14 protein-coding genes are annotated in these 14,890 nt (G+C 61.2%); 6 read left to right on the top strand and 8 right to left on the bottom strand.

Features of this window, described 5'->3' with window-relative positions; all coding sequences use genetic code 11:
- Positions 1–4: 4 nt before the first annotated feature.
- A complete protein-coding gene (locus tag PspS35_RS23595; RefSeq protein WP_159937012.1) occupies positions 5–934 on the bottom strand; it encodes an AraC family transcriptional regulator in 930 nt (309 codons plus the stop codon).
- 328 nt (positions 935–1,262) lie between these two features.
- On the opposite strand from PspS35_RS23595, the gene PspS35_RS23590 reads away from it, so the two are divergent.
- Together PspS35_RS23590 and PspS35_RS23585 are read left to right on the top strand one after the other, a co-directional pair.
- Positions 1,263–1,604 carry an antibiotic biosynthesis monooxygenase family protein gene (locus tag PspS35_RS23590; protein ID WP_159937011.1) on the top strand — a complete coding sequence of 114 codons (342 nt, stop codon included), beginning with the start codon at positions 1,263–1,265 and terminating at the stop codon, positions 1,602–1,604.
- A gap of 44 nt (positions 1,605–1,648) precedes the next feature.
- Positions 1,649–1,891 carry a hypothetical protein gene (locus PspS35_RS23585; RefSeq protein ID WP_159937010.1) on the top strand — a complete coding sequence of 81 codons (243 nt, stop codon included), beginning with the start codon at positions 1,649–1,651 and terminating at the stop codon, positions 1,889–1,891.
- Here PspS35_RS23585 and PspS35_RS23580 read toward each other — a convergent pair.
- The 5 genes from PspS35_RS23580 to PspS35_RS23560 form a co-directional block, all read right to left on the bottom strand.
- Positions 1,888–2,511, bottom strand: coding sequence for a flavin reductase family protein (locus tag PspS35_RS23580; RefSeq protein WP_159937009.1), 624 nt, complete (start codon positions 2,509–2,511; stop codon positions 1,888–1,890). The two genes, PspS35_RS23585 and PspS35_RS23580, sit on opposite strands and share 4 nt — an antisense overlap.
- A 135-nt stretch (positions 2,512–2,646) precedes the next feature.
- The gene (locus tag PspS35_RS23575) at positions 2,647–3,966 is read right to left on the bottom strand and encodes an MFS transporter (protein ID WP_159937008.1); all 1,320 of its coding nucleotides are present in this window, start codon (positions 3,964–3,966) and stop codon (positions 2,647–2,649) included.
- 164 nt (positions 3,967–4,130) lie between these two features.
- Positions 4,131–5,465, bottom strand: a complete 1,335-nt coding sequence (locus PspS35_RS23570) for a sigma-54 dependent transcriptional regulator (RefSeq protein ID WP_159937007.1) — start codon at positions 5,463–5,465, stop codon at positions 4,131–4,133.
- Positions 5,459–7,225 (bottom strand): ATP-binding protein, encoded by a 1,767-nt coding sequence (locus PspS35_RS23565; RefSeq protein ID WP_159937006.1) that lies wholly within the window; start codon positions 7,223–7,225, stop codon positions 5,459–5,461. Before PspS35_RS23565 ends, PspS35_RS23570 begins: the two co-directional genes overlap by 7 nt.
- Before the next feature lie 105 nt (positions 7,226–7,330).
- A complete protein-coding gene (locus PspS35_RS23560) occupies positions 7,331–8,854 on the bottom strand; it encodes a fumarate hydratase (RefSeq protein ID WP_159937005.1) in 1,524 nt (507 codons plus the stop codon).
- Between the two features lie 230 nt (positions 8,855–9,084).
- On the opposite strand from PspS35_RS23560, the gene PspS35_RS23555 reads away from it, so the two are divergent.
- Together PspS35_RS23555 and PspS35_RS23550 are read left to right on the top strand one after the other, a co-directional pair.
- Entirely contained in the window at positions 9,085–10,017 is a 933-nt protein-coding gene (locus PspS35_RS23555) for an iron-sulfur-binding ferredoxin reductase (RefSeq protein ID WP_159937004.1), read from the top strand.
- Positions 10,018–10,047: 30 nt separating this feature from the next.
- Positions 10,048–10,797: an enoyl-CoA hydratase-related protein gene (locus PspS35_RS23550; protein WP_159937003.1), complete on the top strand. Its 750-nt coding sequence runs from the start codon at positions 10,048–10,050 to the stop codon at positions 10,795–10,797.
- A gap of 111 nt (positions 10,798–10,908) precedes the next feature.
- Here the strand turns inward: PspS35_RS23550 and pyk are convergent, their stop codons facing one another.
- Positions 10,909–12,360, bottom strand: coding sequence for a pyruvate kinase (gene pyk, locus PspS35_RS23545; protein WP_159937002.1), 1,452 nt, complete (start codon positions 12,358–12,360; stop codon positions 10,909–10,911).
- Between the two features lie 175 nt (positions 12,361–12,535).
- On the opposite strand from pyk, the gene PspS35_RS23540 reads away from it, so the two are divergent.
- On the top strand, positions 12,536–12,910 hold the full coding sequence (locus tag PspS35_RS23540; protein ID WP_159937001.1) for a tetratricopeptide repeat protein: 375 nt from the start codon (positions 12,536–12,538) through the stop codon (positions 12,908–12,910).
- A 224-nt stretch (positions 12,911–13,134) separates the two neighbouring features.
- A complete protein-coding gene (locus tag PspS35_RS23535; RefSeq protein WP_159937000.1) occupies positions 13,135–13,494 on the top strand; it encodes a PilZ domain-containing protein in 360 nt (119 codons plus the stop codon).
- A 62-nt stretch (positions 13,495–13,556) separates the two neighbouring features.
- On the opposite strand, the gene PspS35_RS23530 is transcribed toward PspS35_RS23535, so the two are convergent.
- Entirely contained in the window at positions 13,557–14,888 is a 1,332-nt protein-coding gene (locus PspS35_RS23530; protein WP_159936999.1) for a DUF58 domain-containing protein, read from the bottom strand.
- Between the last annotated feature and the right edge of the window lie 2 nt (positions 14,889–14,890).

Genomic DNA, 14,890 nt, shown 5'->3' with positions numbered 1-14,890 from the left:
TGTGTCAGATGCTTTGGCGCAGGCGGGCCAAATCCCTCAGCGGTGGCGCACCAAACAACCGGCTGTACTCGCGGCTGAATTGCGACGGGCTTTCATACCCCACCCGATACCCCGCCGCCGACGCTTCAAGCCCTTCGGCAATCATCAACCGCCGCGCTTCCTGCAAGCGCAGCTGCTTCTGGTACTGCAACGGACTCATGGCAGTGATCGCCTTGAAGCGGTGGTGCAAGGTCGAGACGCTGAGGTTCACTTCCCTGGCCAGGTCATCGATGCGCAACGGTTGCTCATAGTTGCCATTGAGCCACTTGATCGCTTGGCTCACCCGATGGCTCTGACTATTGGCCACGGCAATTTCATACAGGCGATAACCCTGCGGCCCACGCAGCAAGCGGTAAAGAATTTCCCGATTGATCAACGGCGCCAGCATGGCGATGTCTTTGGGTGTGTCCAGCAAGCGTGCCAGGCGCAGCACGGCGTCGAGTAGCGGGTTGTCGATGCGGTCCACGTACATGCCCCGTGACGTCGGGCGTGTGGGCACCCCCATCGGGCCGGCCTCGGCGATCAGCGCGGTGAGCTGCGCCGGGTCGATGTTGATGCGTATCGACAGGTTTGGATCTTCGGGCGTGGCATCGATGATGCGCCCGGCCACCGGCATCGCCACCGAGAACACTAGGTAATTGAGCGGGTCGTAGGCAAAGATTTCGTCGGCCAGACGCACTTCCTTGCTGCCGTTGGCGAGGATGCACAGCGCGGGTTCCACCAGCACCGGCATAAAATCGCGCGGCGTGTTGTGGCGGTTCAGGTACAGCGAGGTGATCGCGGTGCCGTAGGAACCATCTTCCCAAGTGTGCCGATGCACGATGCTGGCCAGTTCGGCGCGCTGTTTTTCCATCTCTGCATCGAGGGGAACGGACTGATGTTCGGGCGACGACATGAAGTGTCCTCTGCAGGCGGCGTTGATGGGGTCAGCTTAGCGGCGGCTTTTCAAACAGTGTTAGGTCGATTCTGCACAATCCTTGCCTGATCCTGCGGCTTATGGCCAATCAGGCAAGAGCGAGGCCTGTCATCTCCCTGAAACACGGCGTTTGTACATGGCGCAAAAGCGGTGGGCCGATCGCCTTGTTTACGCTTCTCGCAGGATTGTGCAATAAGCCGGCAGGAATCGACTAACCGCGCCCACCCCCGTGCCCTTATCGTTGATCCTGTGGCAACACACCCTCACAGTGCTTGCCGAGCATCACTTCTCAACGGGAGAGTCGAACATGTCCACCCCCATTCCCGCGAGCCATATGGCCTTTATCCGCGCCCGCACCGGGTGCAGCACCGAACTCGGTGCACGCTTGAGCAGTTTGATCGAACCGGGCCGCGAGGCTCAGGGTTGTCTGCAATTTTCGTTGCAGCATTCCCAGGTCGATCCTGATGTGTGGCTGGTCTCGGGTTTCTGGAGCAGTGAGCAGGCGATGAACGACTACTTCAGCTCGCCGGCGCTGACGATCTTCACCGAGTTGTTGAACGATATGGTGGTGCGCAGCATGGACTTCCAGACTTTCACCGACGCATCCGCCGCGAACGCCTATGGCGAGTACCTGCAACTGGCCGGTTGAACCGGTTTAGAATGGCCGCCTTTCCATTGGCCAGGACCTGCAACATGGCACGTAAACAATTTGCCCACCACGAAGCCGTTTCCGCCGTAGTACCGGGTGAAGGGGGCTACAGCGCCGCCGTCGCCGTCAAGGCACTCGACGGTATGGGCGCACCGCTGTTTCACAAAATCCTGGATGGGCAGACGTTCAAGACCGCCTCCGACGCCGATGATGCCGCCACTGTGCAGCTTGAGCGGTTGATCAATGTCGACGAAGAAGGCCAGTTGGCTTGGGCGCCTGCGTCCTAAGCTTTAGGCCGGTACATCTTGAACAACGCCTGCGGCCCCAGCTGGAAGTAATCCGCCGGGCCGCCGCCGCGCAAGATCGGCTCGGCGGCGGCGGTGTCGTAGACGCCGTCCTTGAGCAGCCACTTGGCAATATGCACCGCAACCACCTCGCCCAGCACCAGCCAGCTCGGCACCAACCCCTTGTCGGCGCGTTGCAACTGGATGATCTGCGTCACCTTGCATTCGAATGACACCGGGCTCTCGCCCACCCGTGGCACGCCGACGATTGTCGAGGCCACCGGCGTCAGGCCGGCCAACTCGAACTCATTCACGTCTGGCGAGACCGCCGCGCAACTCTGGTTCATCTGCTCGGCCAGCGGGCGGGTAGCAAGGTTCCACACGAACTCGCCGGTCTGCTCGATGTTGTTCAGGCTGTCTTTGCGCCCGACACTGGAAAACCCAATGATCGGCGGAATGTAGTTGAACGCATTGAAAAAACTGTAGGGCGCCAGGTTCAGGCGACCTGCGTTGTCGTGCGAAGAGATCCAGCCGATGGGCCGTGGACCGACGATGGCGTTGAACGGGTCATGGGGCAGGCCGTGGCCGTTGGCAGGTTCGTAGAAATGGATATCGTCAGACATGGGCCGGTTCTACTCTCGATTTCGGGGTAGGCATCATACCCAATGTGGGAGGGGGCTTGCCCCCGATGGCAATGGCACATTCAACATCTCTGTTGACTGACGCACACCTATCGGGAGCAAGCCCCCACACATTTTCTAGTCCGTGGTAATCCGCGAATGCTTGCGGGTGTCCTTCATGGTCACATAGACCACCAGCGACACCGCGATACACGCAGTCACATACCAGTAGTAACCGGTTTCCATGCCGATGCTCTTGAACCACAGCGCGATGTATTCAGCGGTACCGCCGAAGATCGATACGGTCAGTGCATAGGGCAGGCCCACGCCCAGGGCGCGGATTTCGGTGGGGAACAGCTCGGCCTTCACCACCGCGTTGATCGAGGTGTAGCCGCTGACGATGATCAGCGCGGCCATGATCAGGAAGAACGCGCCCCACCAGGATTGGATGGTGTGCAGGGTGGTGAGGATCGGCACGGTGAACAGGGTGCCCAGGATGCCGAAGGCGATCAGGATCGGCCGGCGGCCGACCTTGTCCGACAGCCCGCCGATGATGGGTTGCAGGCACATGAACAGAAACAGCGTCGCCGCCGAGATGGTGGTGGAGTCGGAGATGCTCATGCCGACGGTGTTCACCAGGTATTTCTGCATGTAGGTGGTATAGGTGTAGAAGGCCAGGGTGCCGCCCATGGTCAGGCCGACCACGGTCATCAGTTCCTTGGGATGGCGCATCAAGGTGCGCATTGCGCTTTCCTTGGCTTTTTCTTTCTTGGTGAACGATTCGGTTTCTTCCATGCCACGACGCAGGTACAGCGCAACCACTGCGCACAGGGCGCCGATGGCGAACGGGATACGCCAGCCCCAGGCGTACAGCTGTTCGGTGGTGAGTACCTGTTGCAGCACGATCAGCACCGCCAGGGCGATGAGCTGGCCGGAGATCAGGGTCACGTATTGGAAGCTGGAGTAGAAGCCACGACGTTCCTTGGTCGCCATCTCGCTGAGGTAGGTGGCGGAGGTGCCGTATTCGCCGCCGACTGACAACCCCTGCAACAAACGGGCAAACACCAGCAGGATGGGCGCACCGATGCCAATGACTTCATAGCCAGGGCTCAGGGCAATCAGCAGCGAGCCGAAGCACATCAGGTAGACCGAGGCCATCAGGGCTTTTTTACGCCCGACCTTGTCTGCGTACAGGCCCATCAGCCAGCCGCCGATCGGGCGCATCAAGAAGCCCACGGCGAAGATCGCGGCGGTGTTGAGCAGTTGGGCGGTGGTGTCGCCTTTCGGGAAGAAGGCTTTGGCGAAATACAGTGAGAATGCAGCGTAAACGTACCAGTCGTACCACTCGACCATGTTGCCGACCGAGCCGCTGAAGATCGACTTGATGCGGCTGGAGGTGGTGCGTGCTTTTGCCGGCGCGGCCGCCGACCCCAGAGGCAAGGTGTTGGAGTTATCCATTGAAGGATCCTTCATCTAGTTGTTTTTATGAGCCGCACGAACGCAGCCTGGCTGGGCTATAGCAGGAGTTGTGCCAGGTAGCTGAAGGCCCGGTCTAGAAGGGATTGCAGGTTTTTTTGAGCGGAAAGATGCCGATCATTTCAGGGCGATCAGCGGAAATCCGCTTATTCATCCTTAAGGAACATGTCCCGTGCGAGGCCATGGCGCTGCATTTTTTCATTGAAGGTTCGGCGGGGAAGTTGCAGCTCCGCCAACACGGCCTTGATATCGCCTTTGTGCCGGGTCAGCGCTGCCTTCAGGCAATGGGCCTCGAAGGCTTCTTGCTGCGCGGCGAGGGATTGCCCGGCCTCGATACCTTCCGGTTCAGGATCGCCAAGGCCCAATACCTGGCGTTCGGCGACGTTGGCCAGTTCACGCACATTGCCGGGCCAGTCGTGGCTGAGCAGACGCCCCAGCGCCGGGCCGCTCAACGGCTCAGCCGTACGGCCCAAGCGTTCAGCGGCGCTGTGGGCAAAGTGCTCGAACAGCAGCGGAATATCTTCACGGCGCTCGCGCAATGGTGGCAGGCGCAGTTGCGCCACATTGAGACGATAGGCCAGGTCTTCGCGAAAGCGCCCGGCGCGAGCCTCTTCCAACAGGTCCGGCTTGGTGGCAGCAATGATGCGCAAGTCCACGCGGATACTTTGGTTGGAACCCAACCGCTCCAGTTTCTGCTCCTGCAACACTCGCAACAGTTTTACTTGCTGGGCCAGGGGCATGCTTTCGATTTCGTCCAGGAACAAAGTGCCGCCGTGGGCATATTCCAGCTTGCCGATGCGTTTGCCGTGAGCGCCGGTGAATGCGCCGCTTTCGTGGCCGAATAACTCGGCCTCAAACAACTGCTCGGGGATCGCCGCGCAGTTGAGCGCCACAAAGGGTTTTTTTGCCCGTGGACCGAAGTCATGCAGGCAGCGGGCGACCAACTCCTTGCCGCTGCCGGTCTCGCCCCGGATCAGCACATTGACCGGTAGCGTCGCGAGGTCCAGCACTTGGCGGCGCAGGTTCTGCAAGCCTCGCGACACGCCCAGCAGGCTGGACTCAAGTTGCGCCCGGTGATCGGCCTGTTGGTGCAGGCGCCGGTTTTCCAGGATCAGGCCACGTTTGTCCAACGCTCGGCGCAGGCTGTTGAGCAGGGCGTCGGGGCTGAAGGGTTTTTCCAGGAAATCGTAGGCACCGTCGCGCATGGCTTCGACGGCCATCGGTACATCGCCATGGCCGGTGAGTAATATCACCGGCAAATCGGCGTCGCGGCGCTGTACCTCGGCCAGCAGCTCCAGGCCGCTGAGCCCTGGCATGCGTACGTCGCTCAAGATCACGCCGGGAAAGTCCTTGGGCAAGTGCGCCAGGCACTCCTCGGCACGGCTGAACAGCTGCACCTCAAACCCTGACAGGCTCAACCACTGCTCCACGGCCGTGCGAATGCTGGCTTCGTCATCGACCACAATCACGGCGTTCAACATAGGTCGGGGGTCTCCAGCGCAATCGGCAGGGTCAGGGTAAAGATCGCGCCGTCGCCACGGTTGCCGGCGATCAGGCGACCGCCCAGTTCGTGCACGATAGCGTAGGACACCGCCAGCCCAAGGCCGAGGCCGTCACCCACGGGCTTGGTGGTGAAGAACGGGTCGAACACGTTGTTCAAGTGTTCTTCGGCAATGCCGCCGCCGCTGTCGCTGACGGTCAGTTGCCACAACTGCTGGTCGGCGTGCAGGCGGATTTCCAGGCGCTTGCGCGGTTTGTCGGCCATGGCGTCGAGGGCGTTGCGCAGCAGGTTGATCAGTACCTGCTCCAGGCGGATCGCGTCGCCGCGGACCCAGGCCGGGCGAGTCAAGTCCAGCACTACGCCGATGCCTTCATCACGCAGGCGCGCGTCGAGCAGATGCAAGGACTGGTCGACCACCAGTGCCAAGTCCAGACGTTCGCGCAGACCGCTAGGGCTTTTACGTGCGAAGGTCTTGAGGTGGCCGGTGAGCGCGGCCATGCGGGTGAGCATTTCGTCCAATGGGGTAAGCGCCTTGTAGGCATCCCCCACGCGGCCGTGGTCGAGCAACAGTCTTAACGTTGCCAGTTGCATGCGTTGGGCGGTCAGCGGTTGGTTGATTTCGTGGGCGAGGGCTGCGGACATCTGCCCCAGTGCCGCCAGTTTGGCCGATTGCACCAGGCCGTCCTGGGCGGTGCGCAGGGCCTGAGTGCGTTCTTCCACCAGTTGCTCCAGCTCTTCGCGGCTGCGCTGGCGCAAGCGGGCCAGGCGCCAGCGTTGGCTCAGGAACAGCACCAGGAACACCAGCGCGAGCCAGGACCCGGCGGCAGCCAGGCCCGCATTGCGTTGGTCTTCAAAAGGAAATTGCGGTTTGCGCAGCAGGTGCAGGGTCCAGCCTTCGGCCTTCAGCGGCAGGGATTCCCAGATGTAATTGGCCGTGCCGTCGGGGCCGTTGACGCGCATCAGGTGGCTGTTTTCGTCAAAGCGCTGCAGGGGGTCGGTTTTCAGGGGCAGCAGTTGCTTCTTGTCGTATTGGCGGGTGGCCTTGAGCTCGGCGAGGTCGTTATCCGACAACGGTCGCAGGTTGCGATAGCGCCAGCCCGGCTGGTTGGCAATGAACACGATGCCGCGGGCATCGCTCACCAGCAGCAGGTCATTGCCCTGCGCCCATTCGCGCTCCAGCTCAGGGAACTCCAGCTTCACCACCATAGCGCCAAGGAACTGCTCGTGCTCATCGAGCACTGCGCTGGAGAGGAAGTAACCGGGAATCCCGGTGGTTACCCCCACGGCATAAAAACGCCCGGTGCCCTGGCTCTTGGTCTGGCTGAAATAGGGCCGGAATGCGTAGTTGTGCCCCACGTAACTGCTCGGCAGCGCCCAGTTGCTGGCGGCCACGGCCAGGCCGTTACGGTCCATCAGTTCCAGGGTGGACGATTGCGCGGCACCGTTGATGCGTTCGAGCTTGCGGTTAAGCACGTCCTGGGTCGCGGGATCCAGCGGGCCTTTGAGCGCGCTGATCATTTCCGAGTCCAGCGCCAGCACGGCGGGCAGGGCGCGGTAGCGTTCGAGCAGGGTATGCAGCGAGTTGCCATACAGCGTGAGCTGTTGATTGGCGCGTGCAGCATCGTCGGCCAGGGCCTGGCGTTCGGCATGGCGCGTGGCCAAGGCAGCGGCCAGCACCGCTCCGGCGATGATCAATAACGAATAGAAGGTCAGGCGCAGGGGGCGAGGGATCGCGATCATACGGATATGAACAGCTGCAATAAGGGGGGAGCACCATACCATGAGCCATAAAAAAGGCGACTGGGCCATGGGGCCGCAGTCGCCTTTATCCTTGCAGTAAAGTGCTTACTGCACTTCTACCGCCAGGCTTTCACTGATCTTTTTCTGCCAGATGGCAGGACCTGTGATGTGCACGGATTCGCCCTTGCTGTCCACCGCAACGGTGACCGGCATGTCTTTGACGTCGAACTCGTAGATCGCTTCCATGCCCAGCTCGGCGAACGCGACAACCCGCGACTTCTTGATGGCTTGCGCCACCAGGTAAGCCGCGCCGCCCACAGCCATCAGGTACACGGCCTTGTTGTCCTTGATCGCTTCGATCGCAGTCGGGCCACGCTCGGATTTGCCGATCATGCCCAGCAGGCCGGTTTGTTCGAGGATCTGACGGGTGAACTTGTCCATCCGCGTCGCGGTGGTCGGGCCAGCCGGGCCAACCACTTCTTCGCGTACCGGATCAACCGGGCCGACGTAGTAGATGAAGCGACCCTTGAGGTCCACCGGCAGGGTTTCGCCCTTGTTCAGCATCTCGACCATGCGCTTGTGCGCGGCGTCGCGACCGGTGAGCATCTTGCCGTTGAGCAACACGGTTTCGCCCGGTTTCCAGCTCTGCACGTCTTCCGGGGTCAGGGTGTCGAGGTTGACGCGACGGGCCGACGGGCCGGCTTCCCAGACGATTTGCGGGTAGGCGTCCAGCGGTGGCGCTTCCAGCGACGCCGGGCCCGAACCGTCGAGCACGAAGTGTGCGTGACGGGTGGCGGCGCAGTTGGGGATCATGCACACCGGCAGGGACGCGGCGTGGGTCGGGTAGTCCATGATCTTCACGTCGAGCACGGTGGTCAGGCCACCCAGGCCTTGGGCGCCGATGCCCAGTTGGTTGACCTTCTCGAACAGCTCCAGGCGCATCTCTTCGATACGGTTGGACGGGCCGCGCTTGATCAGCTCGTGGATGTCGATGGATTCCATCAACACTTCCTTGGCCATCACCGCGGCTTTCTCGGCGGTACCGCCGATGCCGATGCCCAGCATGCCCGGTGGGCACCAGCCGGCGCCCATGGTCGGAACGGTCTTGAGCACCCAGTCGACGATCGAGTCGGACGGGTTGAGCATGGCCATTTTCGATTTGTTTTCGGAACCACCGCCCTTGGCGGCCACGTCCACTTCCACGGTGTTACCCGGGACGATGGAGTAGTGGATCACGGCCGGGGTGTTGTCCTTGGTGTTCTTACGCGCACCGGCCGGGTCGGCGAGGATAGACGCTCGCAGGACGTTTTCCGGCAGGTTGTAGGCGCGACGCACGCCTTCGTTGATCATGTCGTCCAGGCCCATGGTGGCGCCATCCCAACGTACGTCCATGCCCACGCGCACGAACACGGTGACGATACCGGTGTCCTGGCAGATCGGGCGATGGCCGGTGGCGCACATGCGCGAGTTGATCAGGATCTGCGCCATGGAGTCACGCGCCGCTGGCGATTCTTCGCGCAGGTAGGCTTCGTGCATCGCCTGGATGAAGTCAACGGGGTGGTAGTAGGAAATAAACTGCAGGGCGTCGGCAACGCTCTGAATCAGGTCGTCTTGCTTGATCACGGTCATGAGTCGCGCTCCTCTATAAGGGAACATTCAATAAAGGTGGCTTCAGTTAAGTGCATCGGTCGGCTGAAACCACCTTTCCAAGGCGCGTCGCCAAGAAGAGCAGGTATTGTAGGCGCGACGCTAAAAAGGCGCGGCAGTATAACCCGACGCGGTGGCCGATACACCCGACTATGGTCAAACTGTCGCAGGCATGATTCCCTGTGCACGCGCCCCTGTGATTGAGTCCTTATATGCCTGAACTGTATGTCGGCGAACGCCATTGGTCGGTAACTGCCGGCAGCAACCTGCTGGATGCCTTGAACCAGGCAGGTGTCGCCGTGCCCTACAGTTGCCGCGCGGGCAGTTGCCATGCGTGCCTGGTGCGCTGCCGGGGCGAGGTCGAGGACAAACAGCCCGATGCCCTGAGCCCCGCGCAACGCCAGGACGGTTGGCGGTTGGCCTGCCAGTGCCAAGTGGTGGGCGAGCTGCAGGTCGAGGCGTTTGACCCGACGCGTGACGGTTTGCCTGCCCAGGTGGTGGGCGCTGACTGGCTGAACTCGAACGTGCTGCGCTTGCGCCTGCAACCGGAGCGTGGCCTGCGTTATCGGGCCGGGCAACATCTGGTGGTGTGGGCTGGGCACGTGGCGCGTCCATATTCGCTGGCCAGCTTGCCCCAGGAAGATGGGTTTCTGGAATTTCATATCGATTGCCGACAGCCCGGCGAATTCAGTGACCTTGCCCGGCAGTTGCAGGTCGGTGATCACCTGCGCCTGGGCGAGTTGCGCGGCGGCGCTTTGCAGTACGATCCCGACTGGCAATCCCGGCCGCTGTGGCTGCTGGCCTCCGGCACTGGCCTTGGCCCGTTGTGGGGCGTGTTGCGCGAGGCATTGCGCCAGGATCATCAAGGCGCCATCCGCGCGATTCACCTGGCCCATGATGCCGAGGGTCATTATCTGGCTGAACCCTTGGCAGCGCTGGCCGCCAGTCATTCGAACCTGACGGTGGAGCTATGGACAGCGGCCGAGTCGACCCAGGCATTGGCGCAACTGCGGCTTGTTTCCCGGCAAACACTGGCCTTACTCTGCGGACACCCCGCCAGCGTCGAGGCGTTTTCCAAGCGCTTGTTCCTGGCAGGACTGCCGCGCAATCAACTGCTGGCCGATGTGTTCCTGCCCCGTGGTTGAGCGCTGAACTCTACAGCCGCGAGACTCACCATGACCGACGCTATCTTGCAGCAGCGCGAGCGCGGGTTACTGACCCTGCAGCTCAACCGCCCCGATAAGAAAAACGCCCTGACTCGCGCCATGTACACGCAACTGGCCGATGCGCTGGAGCAGGCGGATGCCGATCCAGGCATCAGCGCCGTGCTGATCCAGGGCAGCAGCGAATGTTTTACCGCCGGTAATGACATCGGCGATTTTCTTGAACAGCCGCCCAGCGACCTCGACAGCCCACCGTTTCACTTTATGAAAAGCCTGCTCGACTGTCGCAAGCCCGTGATCGCGGCAGTGGCGGGCGCTGCGGTGGGAATCGGGACAACCCTGCTGCTGCACTGCGACCTTGTGTATATCAGCCGTGATGCGCGTTTGCGCATGCCGTTCGTCAACCTGGGGCTGTGCCCGGAGTTTGGTTCGAGCCTGATCCTGCCGCGTTTGTTGGGGCACGCGAAGGCCGCTGAGTTGTTGCTGTTGGGCGAGGGGTTTACGGGTGAGCAGGCTGCCGCATGGGGGATCGCCACCGAGGCGTTGGGCAGTGGTGAAGCGGCGTTGGCCAAGGCGCGGGAAATCGCCGAGCGCTTTGAAACCCTGGCGCCAGGGGCGGTGCAGGTGACCAAGCAATTGATGAAGAGCGTGGACCGTGAACAGTTGCGGCAGGTGATCGAGGAGGAGGGCGCGTTGTTCGTCCAGCGCTTGAAGTCACCGGAGGCGATTGCGGCATTGTCGGGTTTCAGGGGCAGGCGCTAACCAAATGTGGGAGGGGGCTTGCTCCCGATGCGGTAGGTCAGTCTGCTGATTTGTAGCTGACTCACCGCTATCGGGAGCAAGCCCCCTCCCACATTTTTTTCAGCCTGTCACTCAGACCATTGGGTCGCCAACGTGCAGGATTTTCATGCCGTTGGTGCCGCCGATGGTGTGGTAGCTGTCGCCCTTGGTCAGGATGACCCAGTCGCCTTTCTCCACAACGCCACGCTTGATCAACTCGTCGATGGCCGCTTGGCTCACTTCATGGGGCGGCAACGAAGCCGGGTCGAACGGTACGGTGTACACGCCACGGAACATGGCCGCACGGGCCTGGGTTTCGCGGTGCGGGGAGAACGCATAGATCGGCACCGAGGAGCGGATGCGCGACATGATCAGCGGTGTGTAGCCACTTTCAGTCAGTGCGATGATCGCTTTAACGCCCGGGAAGTGGTTGGCGGTGTACATGGCGGCCAGGGCGATGCTCTGGTCGCAGCTTTCGAAGACCTTGCCGATACGGTGGCTGGAGGTCTTGCTGGTCGGGTGCTTTTCGGCGCCGACGCAGATACGCGCCATGGCCTGCACGGCTTCCAGTGGGTACGGGCCAGCGGCACTTTCAGCCGAGAGCATCACGGCATCTGTGTAGTCGAGCACAGCGTTGGCCACGTCGGACACTTCGGCGCGGGTCGGCATCGGGTTCTGGATCATCGACTCCATCATCTGGGTCGCCACGATCACCGCTTTGTTGTGGCGGCGTGCGTGCAGGATGATCTTCTTCTGGATACCGATCAGCTCTGCATCACCGATTTCCACACCCAGGTCGCCACGGGCAACCATCACGGCGTCGGACGCCTTGATCAGGCCGTCGAGGGTTTCGTCATCGGCTACGGCTTCGGCGCGTTCGATCTTCGCCACCAGCCAGGCGGTACCGCCAGCTTCGTCGCGCAGTTTACGGGCGTATTCCATGTCAGCGGCGTCGCGCGGGAAGGACACGGCGAGGTAGTCCACTTCCATTTCGGCGGCGAGCTTGATGTCGGCCTTGTCTTTTTCCGTCAGGGCTGGGGCAGTCAGGCCACCGCCGCGACGGTTGATGCCTTTGTGGTCGGACAGTGGGCCGCCGATGATCACGGTGCAGTTCAGTTCAGTCGGGGTGGCGGTGTCGACACGCATGACGACACGGCCGTCATCCAGCAGCAACTCGTCACCGACGCCGCAATCCTTGACCAGGTCCGGATAGTCGATACCTACGACATCCTGGGTGCCTTCGGTCAGCGGGTGGCTGGTGGAGAAGGTGAATTTGTCACCGATCTTCAGCTCAATGCGCTTGTTGGAAAATTTGGCGATACGGATTTTCGGGCCTTGCAGGTCACCCAGCAGTGCGACGAAACGGCCATGTTTGGCGGCCAGCTCACGCACCAGCTTGGCGCGAGCCTTGTGCTCGTCCGGGGTGCCGTGGGAGAAGTTCAGACGGGCAACGTCCAAACCAGCCAGAATCAGCTGTTCGAGGACTTCCGGCGAGTTGCTGGCCGGGCCAAGGGTGGCGACGATTTTGGTACGACGGACGGACATGCACAGACTCCTGAGTTCAAGCGCTGAGGAAGGCTACTATGCTCTTTCGTTGTAGTCATTGTTCGTTTGCACTACTTATCGACGATTGACTTGTTTTCGCGGCGGTTGAATAGACGAACTGCCTTGAAGATTTTCGGCGAGGGGTCGATACACTGCACAAGACTGGAGAACCCTCATGCGAATTTTGCTCATTGCTGTACTGGCCGTCAGTGTTGTCGGTTGCACCCGCTGGTCGATGGACCACCATTTGAACAATGCCTACCGCGCCTACAAGGTCGGTGACTGCGAGCGCGTCACCCTGGAGTTGTCCCAGGTCGACCGTGAAAGCCGTACCCGTCGGTATGTGCAGCCGGAGGTCTCGATGTTGCGTGGGCAATGCCTGGAACGGCAGAAACTGTTCGTCGATGCGGTGCAGACGTATCAGTTCATCATCAATCAGTATCCGTCGAGCGAGTATGCCTACCGTGCCCGCGCCACGCTGGACACCCTGCAACAGCTGGGGCATTACCCCGGTGCAAGGGTTGCTCAACCACGCCCCGCGTCGTTGTAATGATATTCGTCATTTGATAACTGGCCCGTTGCCAGTCTTGGGCTATTCTTTGAATGTTCGTTTGTACAAGTTTCTATTCGAACGAATGAGCGGCCCGGACTCGGCGGTTGTCCAGTGACACAGCGTTGCCCGTTGTCACACCGAGATCCAGGGAGAGCGAGCCGTTGTGCTCGTTCCGAATCACTGGCACGGCCACGTTATGGCCACACGATGGCGATCTCACCATGTTTACCGACCGACGGATCGAGCGGCATCAATTACCTTATTTCCTGCAAGTATTTAACCGACTGACCGACAAACCCATCGGGTTTTTGGGCAATGTCTCAGAGGACGGGCTGATGTTAATCAGCCAGTTGCCCATGATGGTCGATGTGGATTTCGAGCTGCGCTTGAAGATTCCCACGGCTGACGGCACCTTCCACGCGGTTGATCTTACGGCGACATGCCTGTGGAGCCATGAAGATATCAACCCGCAGCATTACGATTCCGGGTTCAGCGTAGGCCAGGCGCCCAAGGAGTACGGGCAACTGATCAGTGTGTTGTTGCAGTACTTCAGTTTTGATCCTTTGCAGGCTTCCGCCTAATACTGCGTGATGTCGACCCGGCCTGGACAGTGCTTCCCGAGCAGGGTTCGGGCGCTGAGTGTTCAGAACACGCCGGCTTTCTTCCAGCCCAGATAACGTGTGACCAAGGCTGCCCCCATGGCGGATGGCAAGGTGTCCAGCACCGACAGACCGTGAGCTTTCAAGCGATCGTGCAGTTCATCCCGGGTGTTGAGGTAGTCCACGGTGCCGCTGTAGGTCAAGGCTTCGGGCAAGGTTTGTACAGGCGACTGGCGCAGGCGATCGAGGACTTCCTCACGCAGGCTCGCGACCAGCACCCTGTGTTGACGGCTGATGCGCTTGACCGCGGACAGCAGTTCCTCATCGTCTTCATCCCGCAGGTTGGTGACCAGAATGACTAAAGCCCGACGTTTTTGCCGGGCCAGTAATTGGTTGGCTGCCGCCTCGTAGTCGGCGGTTCGCCGGGTTGTGTCCAGGTCGTATACGGCGTTGAGCAGCAGGTTCAACTGGCTGCTGCCCTTGACCGGCGCCACGTAGCGGGGTTGGTCTGCGGCAAAGGTGCAAAAGCCCACCGCATCGCCCTGGCGCAAGGCGACATAGCTGAGCAGCAGGCAGGCGTTGAGGGCGTGGTCAAAATGAGACAGCTCGTCGTCCTGGCTGCGCATGCGTCGGCCACAGTCGAGCATGAACACAACCTGTTGGTCGCGCTCGTCCTGGTATTCCCGTGCAATGGGCGTACGTTGCCGTGCGGTGGCTTTCCAATCGATCTGCCGCAGGCTATCGCCCTCGCGAAACTCGCGCAGTTGGTGAAACTCCAACCCCAACCCTCGTCGTTGGCGCTGACGTACGCCCAGTTGGCTCAGCCAGTTATCCACACCCAGCAACTGTGCCCCATACAGGCGAGCGAAATCCGGGTAGACGCGGGTGGCATCAGTGGCTTCGATAAAGCGCCGTGCCGACCACAATCCCAAGGGGCTCGGCAGGTGGATTTCGCAGCGGCTGAAATTGAAATGCCCGCGCCGCAGGGGGCGTAGGCGATAGCCCAGTTCACTCCGTTCACCGGGGCGCAGCTCGATGGACTGCGGCAGGTTTTCCACGCTTAACCCGTCGGGAGCATGATCGAATACCTGCACCGTCAGCGCCTGTGGGGCGCCGTACTCCAGGGTCAGGCGTACCTCGCCCCAGCGTCCCAGTGCCAGGCTGCCGGGCATCTGCCGTTGCACTTGCGGCGAGGGACGGCGTTGTAGCCGCAGGGCATCGAGCACGGCCAGCAACAGTAATGCCAGGAGCAAGCCCCACACCACTGAGTGCATGGTGTCCGGCACTTTGAACTGCAATGCCGTCGCGGCGCCCAGCAGTATGCTCAAACCCAGCAATATGCCGAGCCAGATCAATAGCAGACGGGTCGGTTTCATGG

It is taken from the genome of Pseudomonas sp. S35 (assembly GCF_009866765.1).
Classification (GTDB): Bacteria; Pseudomonadota; Gammaproteobacteria; order Pseudomonadales; family Pseudomonadaceae; genus Aquipseudomonas.
Note: the sequence above shows the minus strand (reverse complement) of the source record. Positions and strands in the feature narration are given on the sequence as shown.

What these genes read in the sequence shown, in the direction of transcription:
- PspS35_RS23595 (WP_159937012.1), bottom strand. Translation starts at nt 934, where the DNA reads ATGTCGTCGCCCGAACATCAGTCCGTTCCCCTCGATGCAGAGATGGAA.
- PspS35_RS23590 (WP_159937011.1), top strand. Translation starts at nt 1,263, where the DNA reads ATGTCCACCCCCATTCCCGCGAGCCATATGGCCTTTATCCGCGCCCGC.
- PspS35_RS23585 (WP_159937010.1), top strand. Translation starts at nt 1,649, where the DNA reads ATGGCACGTAAACAATTTGCCCACCACGAAGCCGTTTCCGCCGTAGTA.
- PspS35_RS23580 (WP_159937009.1), bottom strand. Translation starts at nt 2,511, where the DNA reads ATGTCTGACGATATCCATTTCTACGAACCTGCCAACGGCCACGGCCTG.
- PspS35_RS23575 (WP_159937008.1), bottom strand. Translation starts at nt 3,966, where the DNA reads ATGGATAACTCCAACACCTTGCCTCTGGGGTCGGCGGCCGCGCCGGCA.
- PspS35_RS23570 (WP_159937007.1), bottom strand. Translation starts at nt 5,465, where the DNA reads ATGTTGAACGCCGTGATTGTGGTCGATGACGAAGCCAGCATTCGCACG.
- PspS35_RS23565 (WP_159937006.1), bottom strand. Translation starts at nt 7,225, where the DNA reads ATGATCGCGATCCCTCGCCCCCTGCGCCTGACCTTCTATTCGTTATTG.
- PspS35_RS23560 (WP_159937005.1), bottom strand. Translation starts at nt 8,854, where the DNA reads ATGACCGTGATCAAGCAAGACGACCTGATTCAGAGCGTTGCCGACGCC.
- PspS35_RS23555 (WP_159937004.1), top strand. Translation starts at nt 9,085, where the DNA reads ATGCCTGAACTGTATGTCGGCGAACGCCATTGGTCGGTAACTGCCGGC.
- PspS35_RS23550 (WP_159937003.1), top strand. Translation starts at nt 10,048, where the DNA reads ATGACCGACGCTATCTTGCAGCAGCGCGAGCGCGGGTTACTGACCCTG.
- pyk (WP_159937002.1), bottom strand. Translation starts at nt 12,360, where the DNA reads ATGTCCGTCCGTCGTACCAAAATCGTCGCCACCCTTGGCCCGGCCAGC.
- PspS35_RS23540 (WP_159937001.1), top strand. Translation starts at nt 12,536, where the DNA reads ATGCGAATTTTGCTCATTGCTGTACTGGCCGTCAGTGTTGTCGGTTGC.
- PspS35_RS23535 (WP_159937000.1), top strand. Translation starts at nt 13,135, where the DNA reads ATGTTTACCGACCGACGGATCGAGCGGCATCAATTACCTTATTTCCTG.
- PspS35_RS23530 (WP_159936999.1), bottom strand. Translation starts at nt 14,888, where the DNA reads ATGAAACCGACCCGTCTGCTATTGATCTGGCTCGGCATATTGCTGGGT.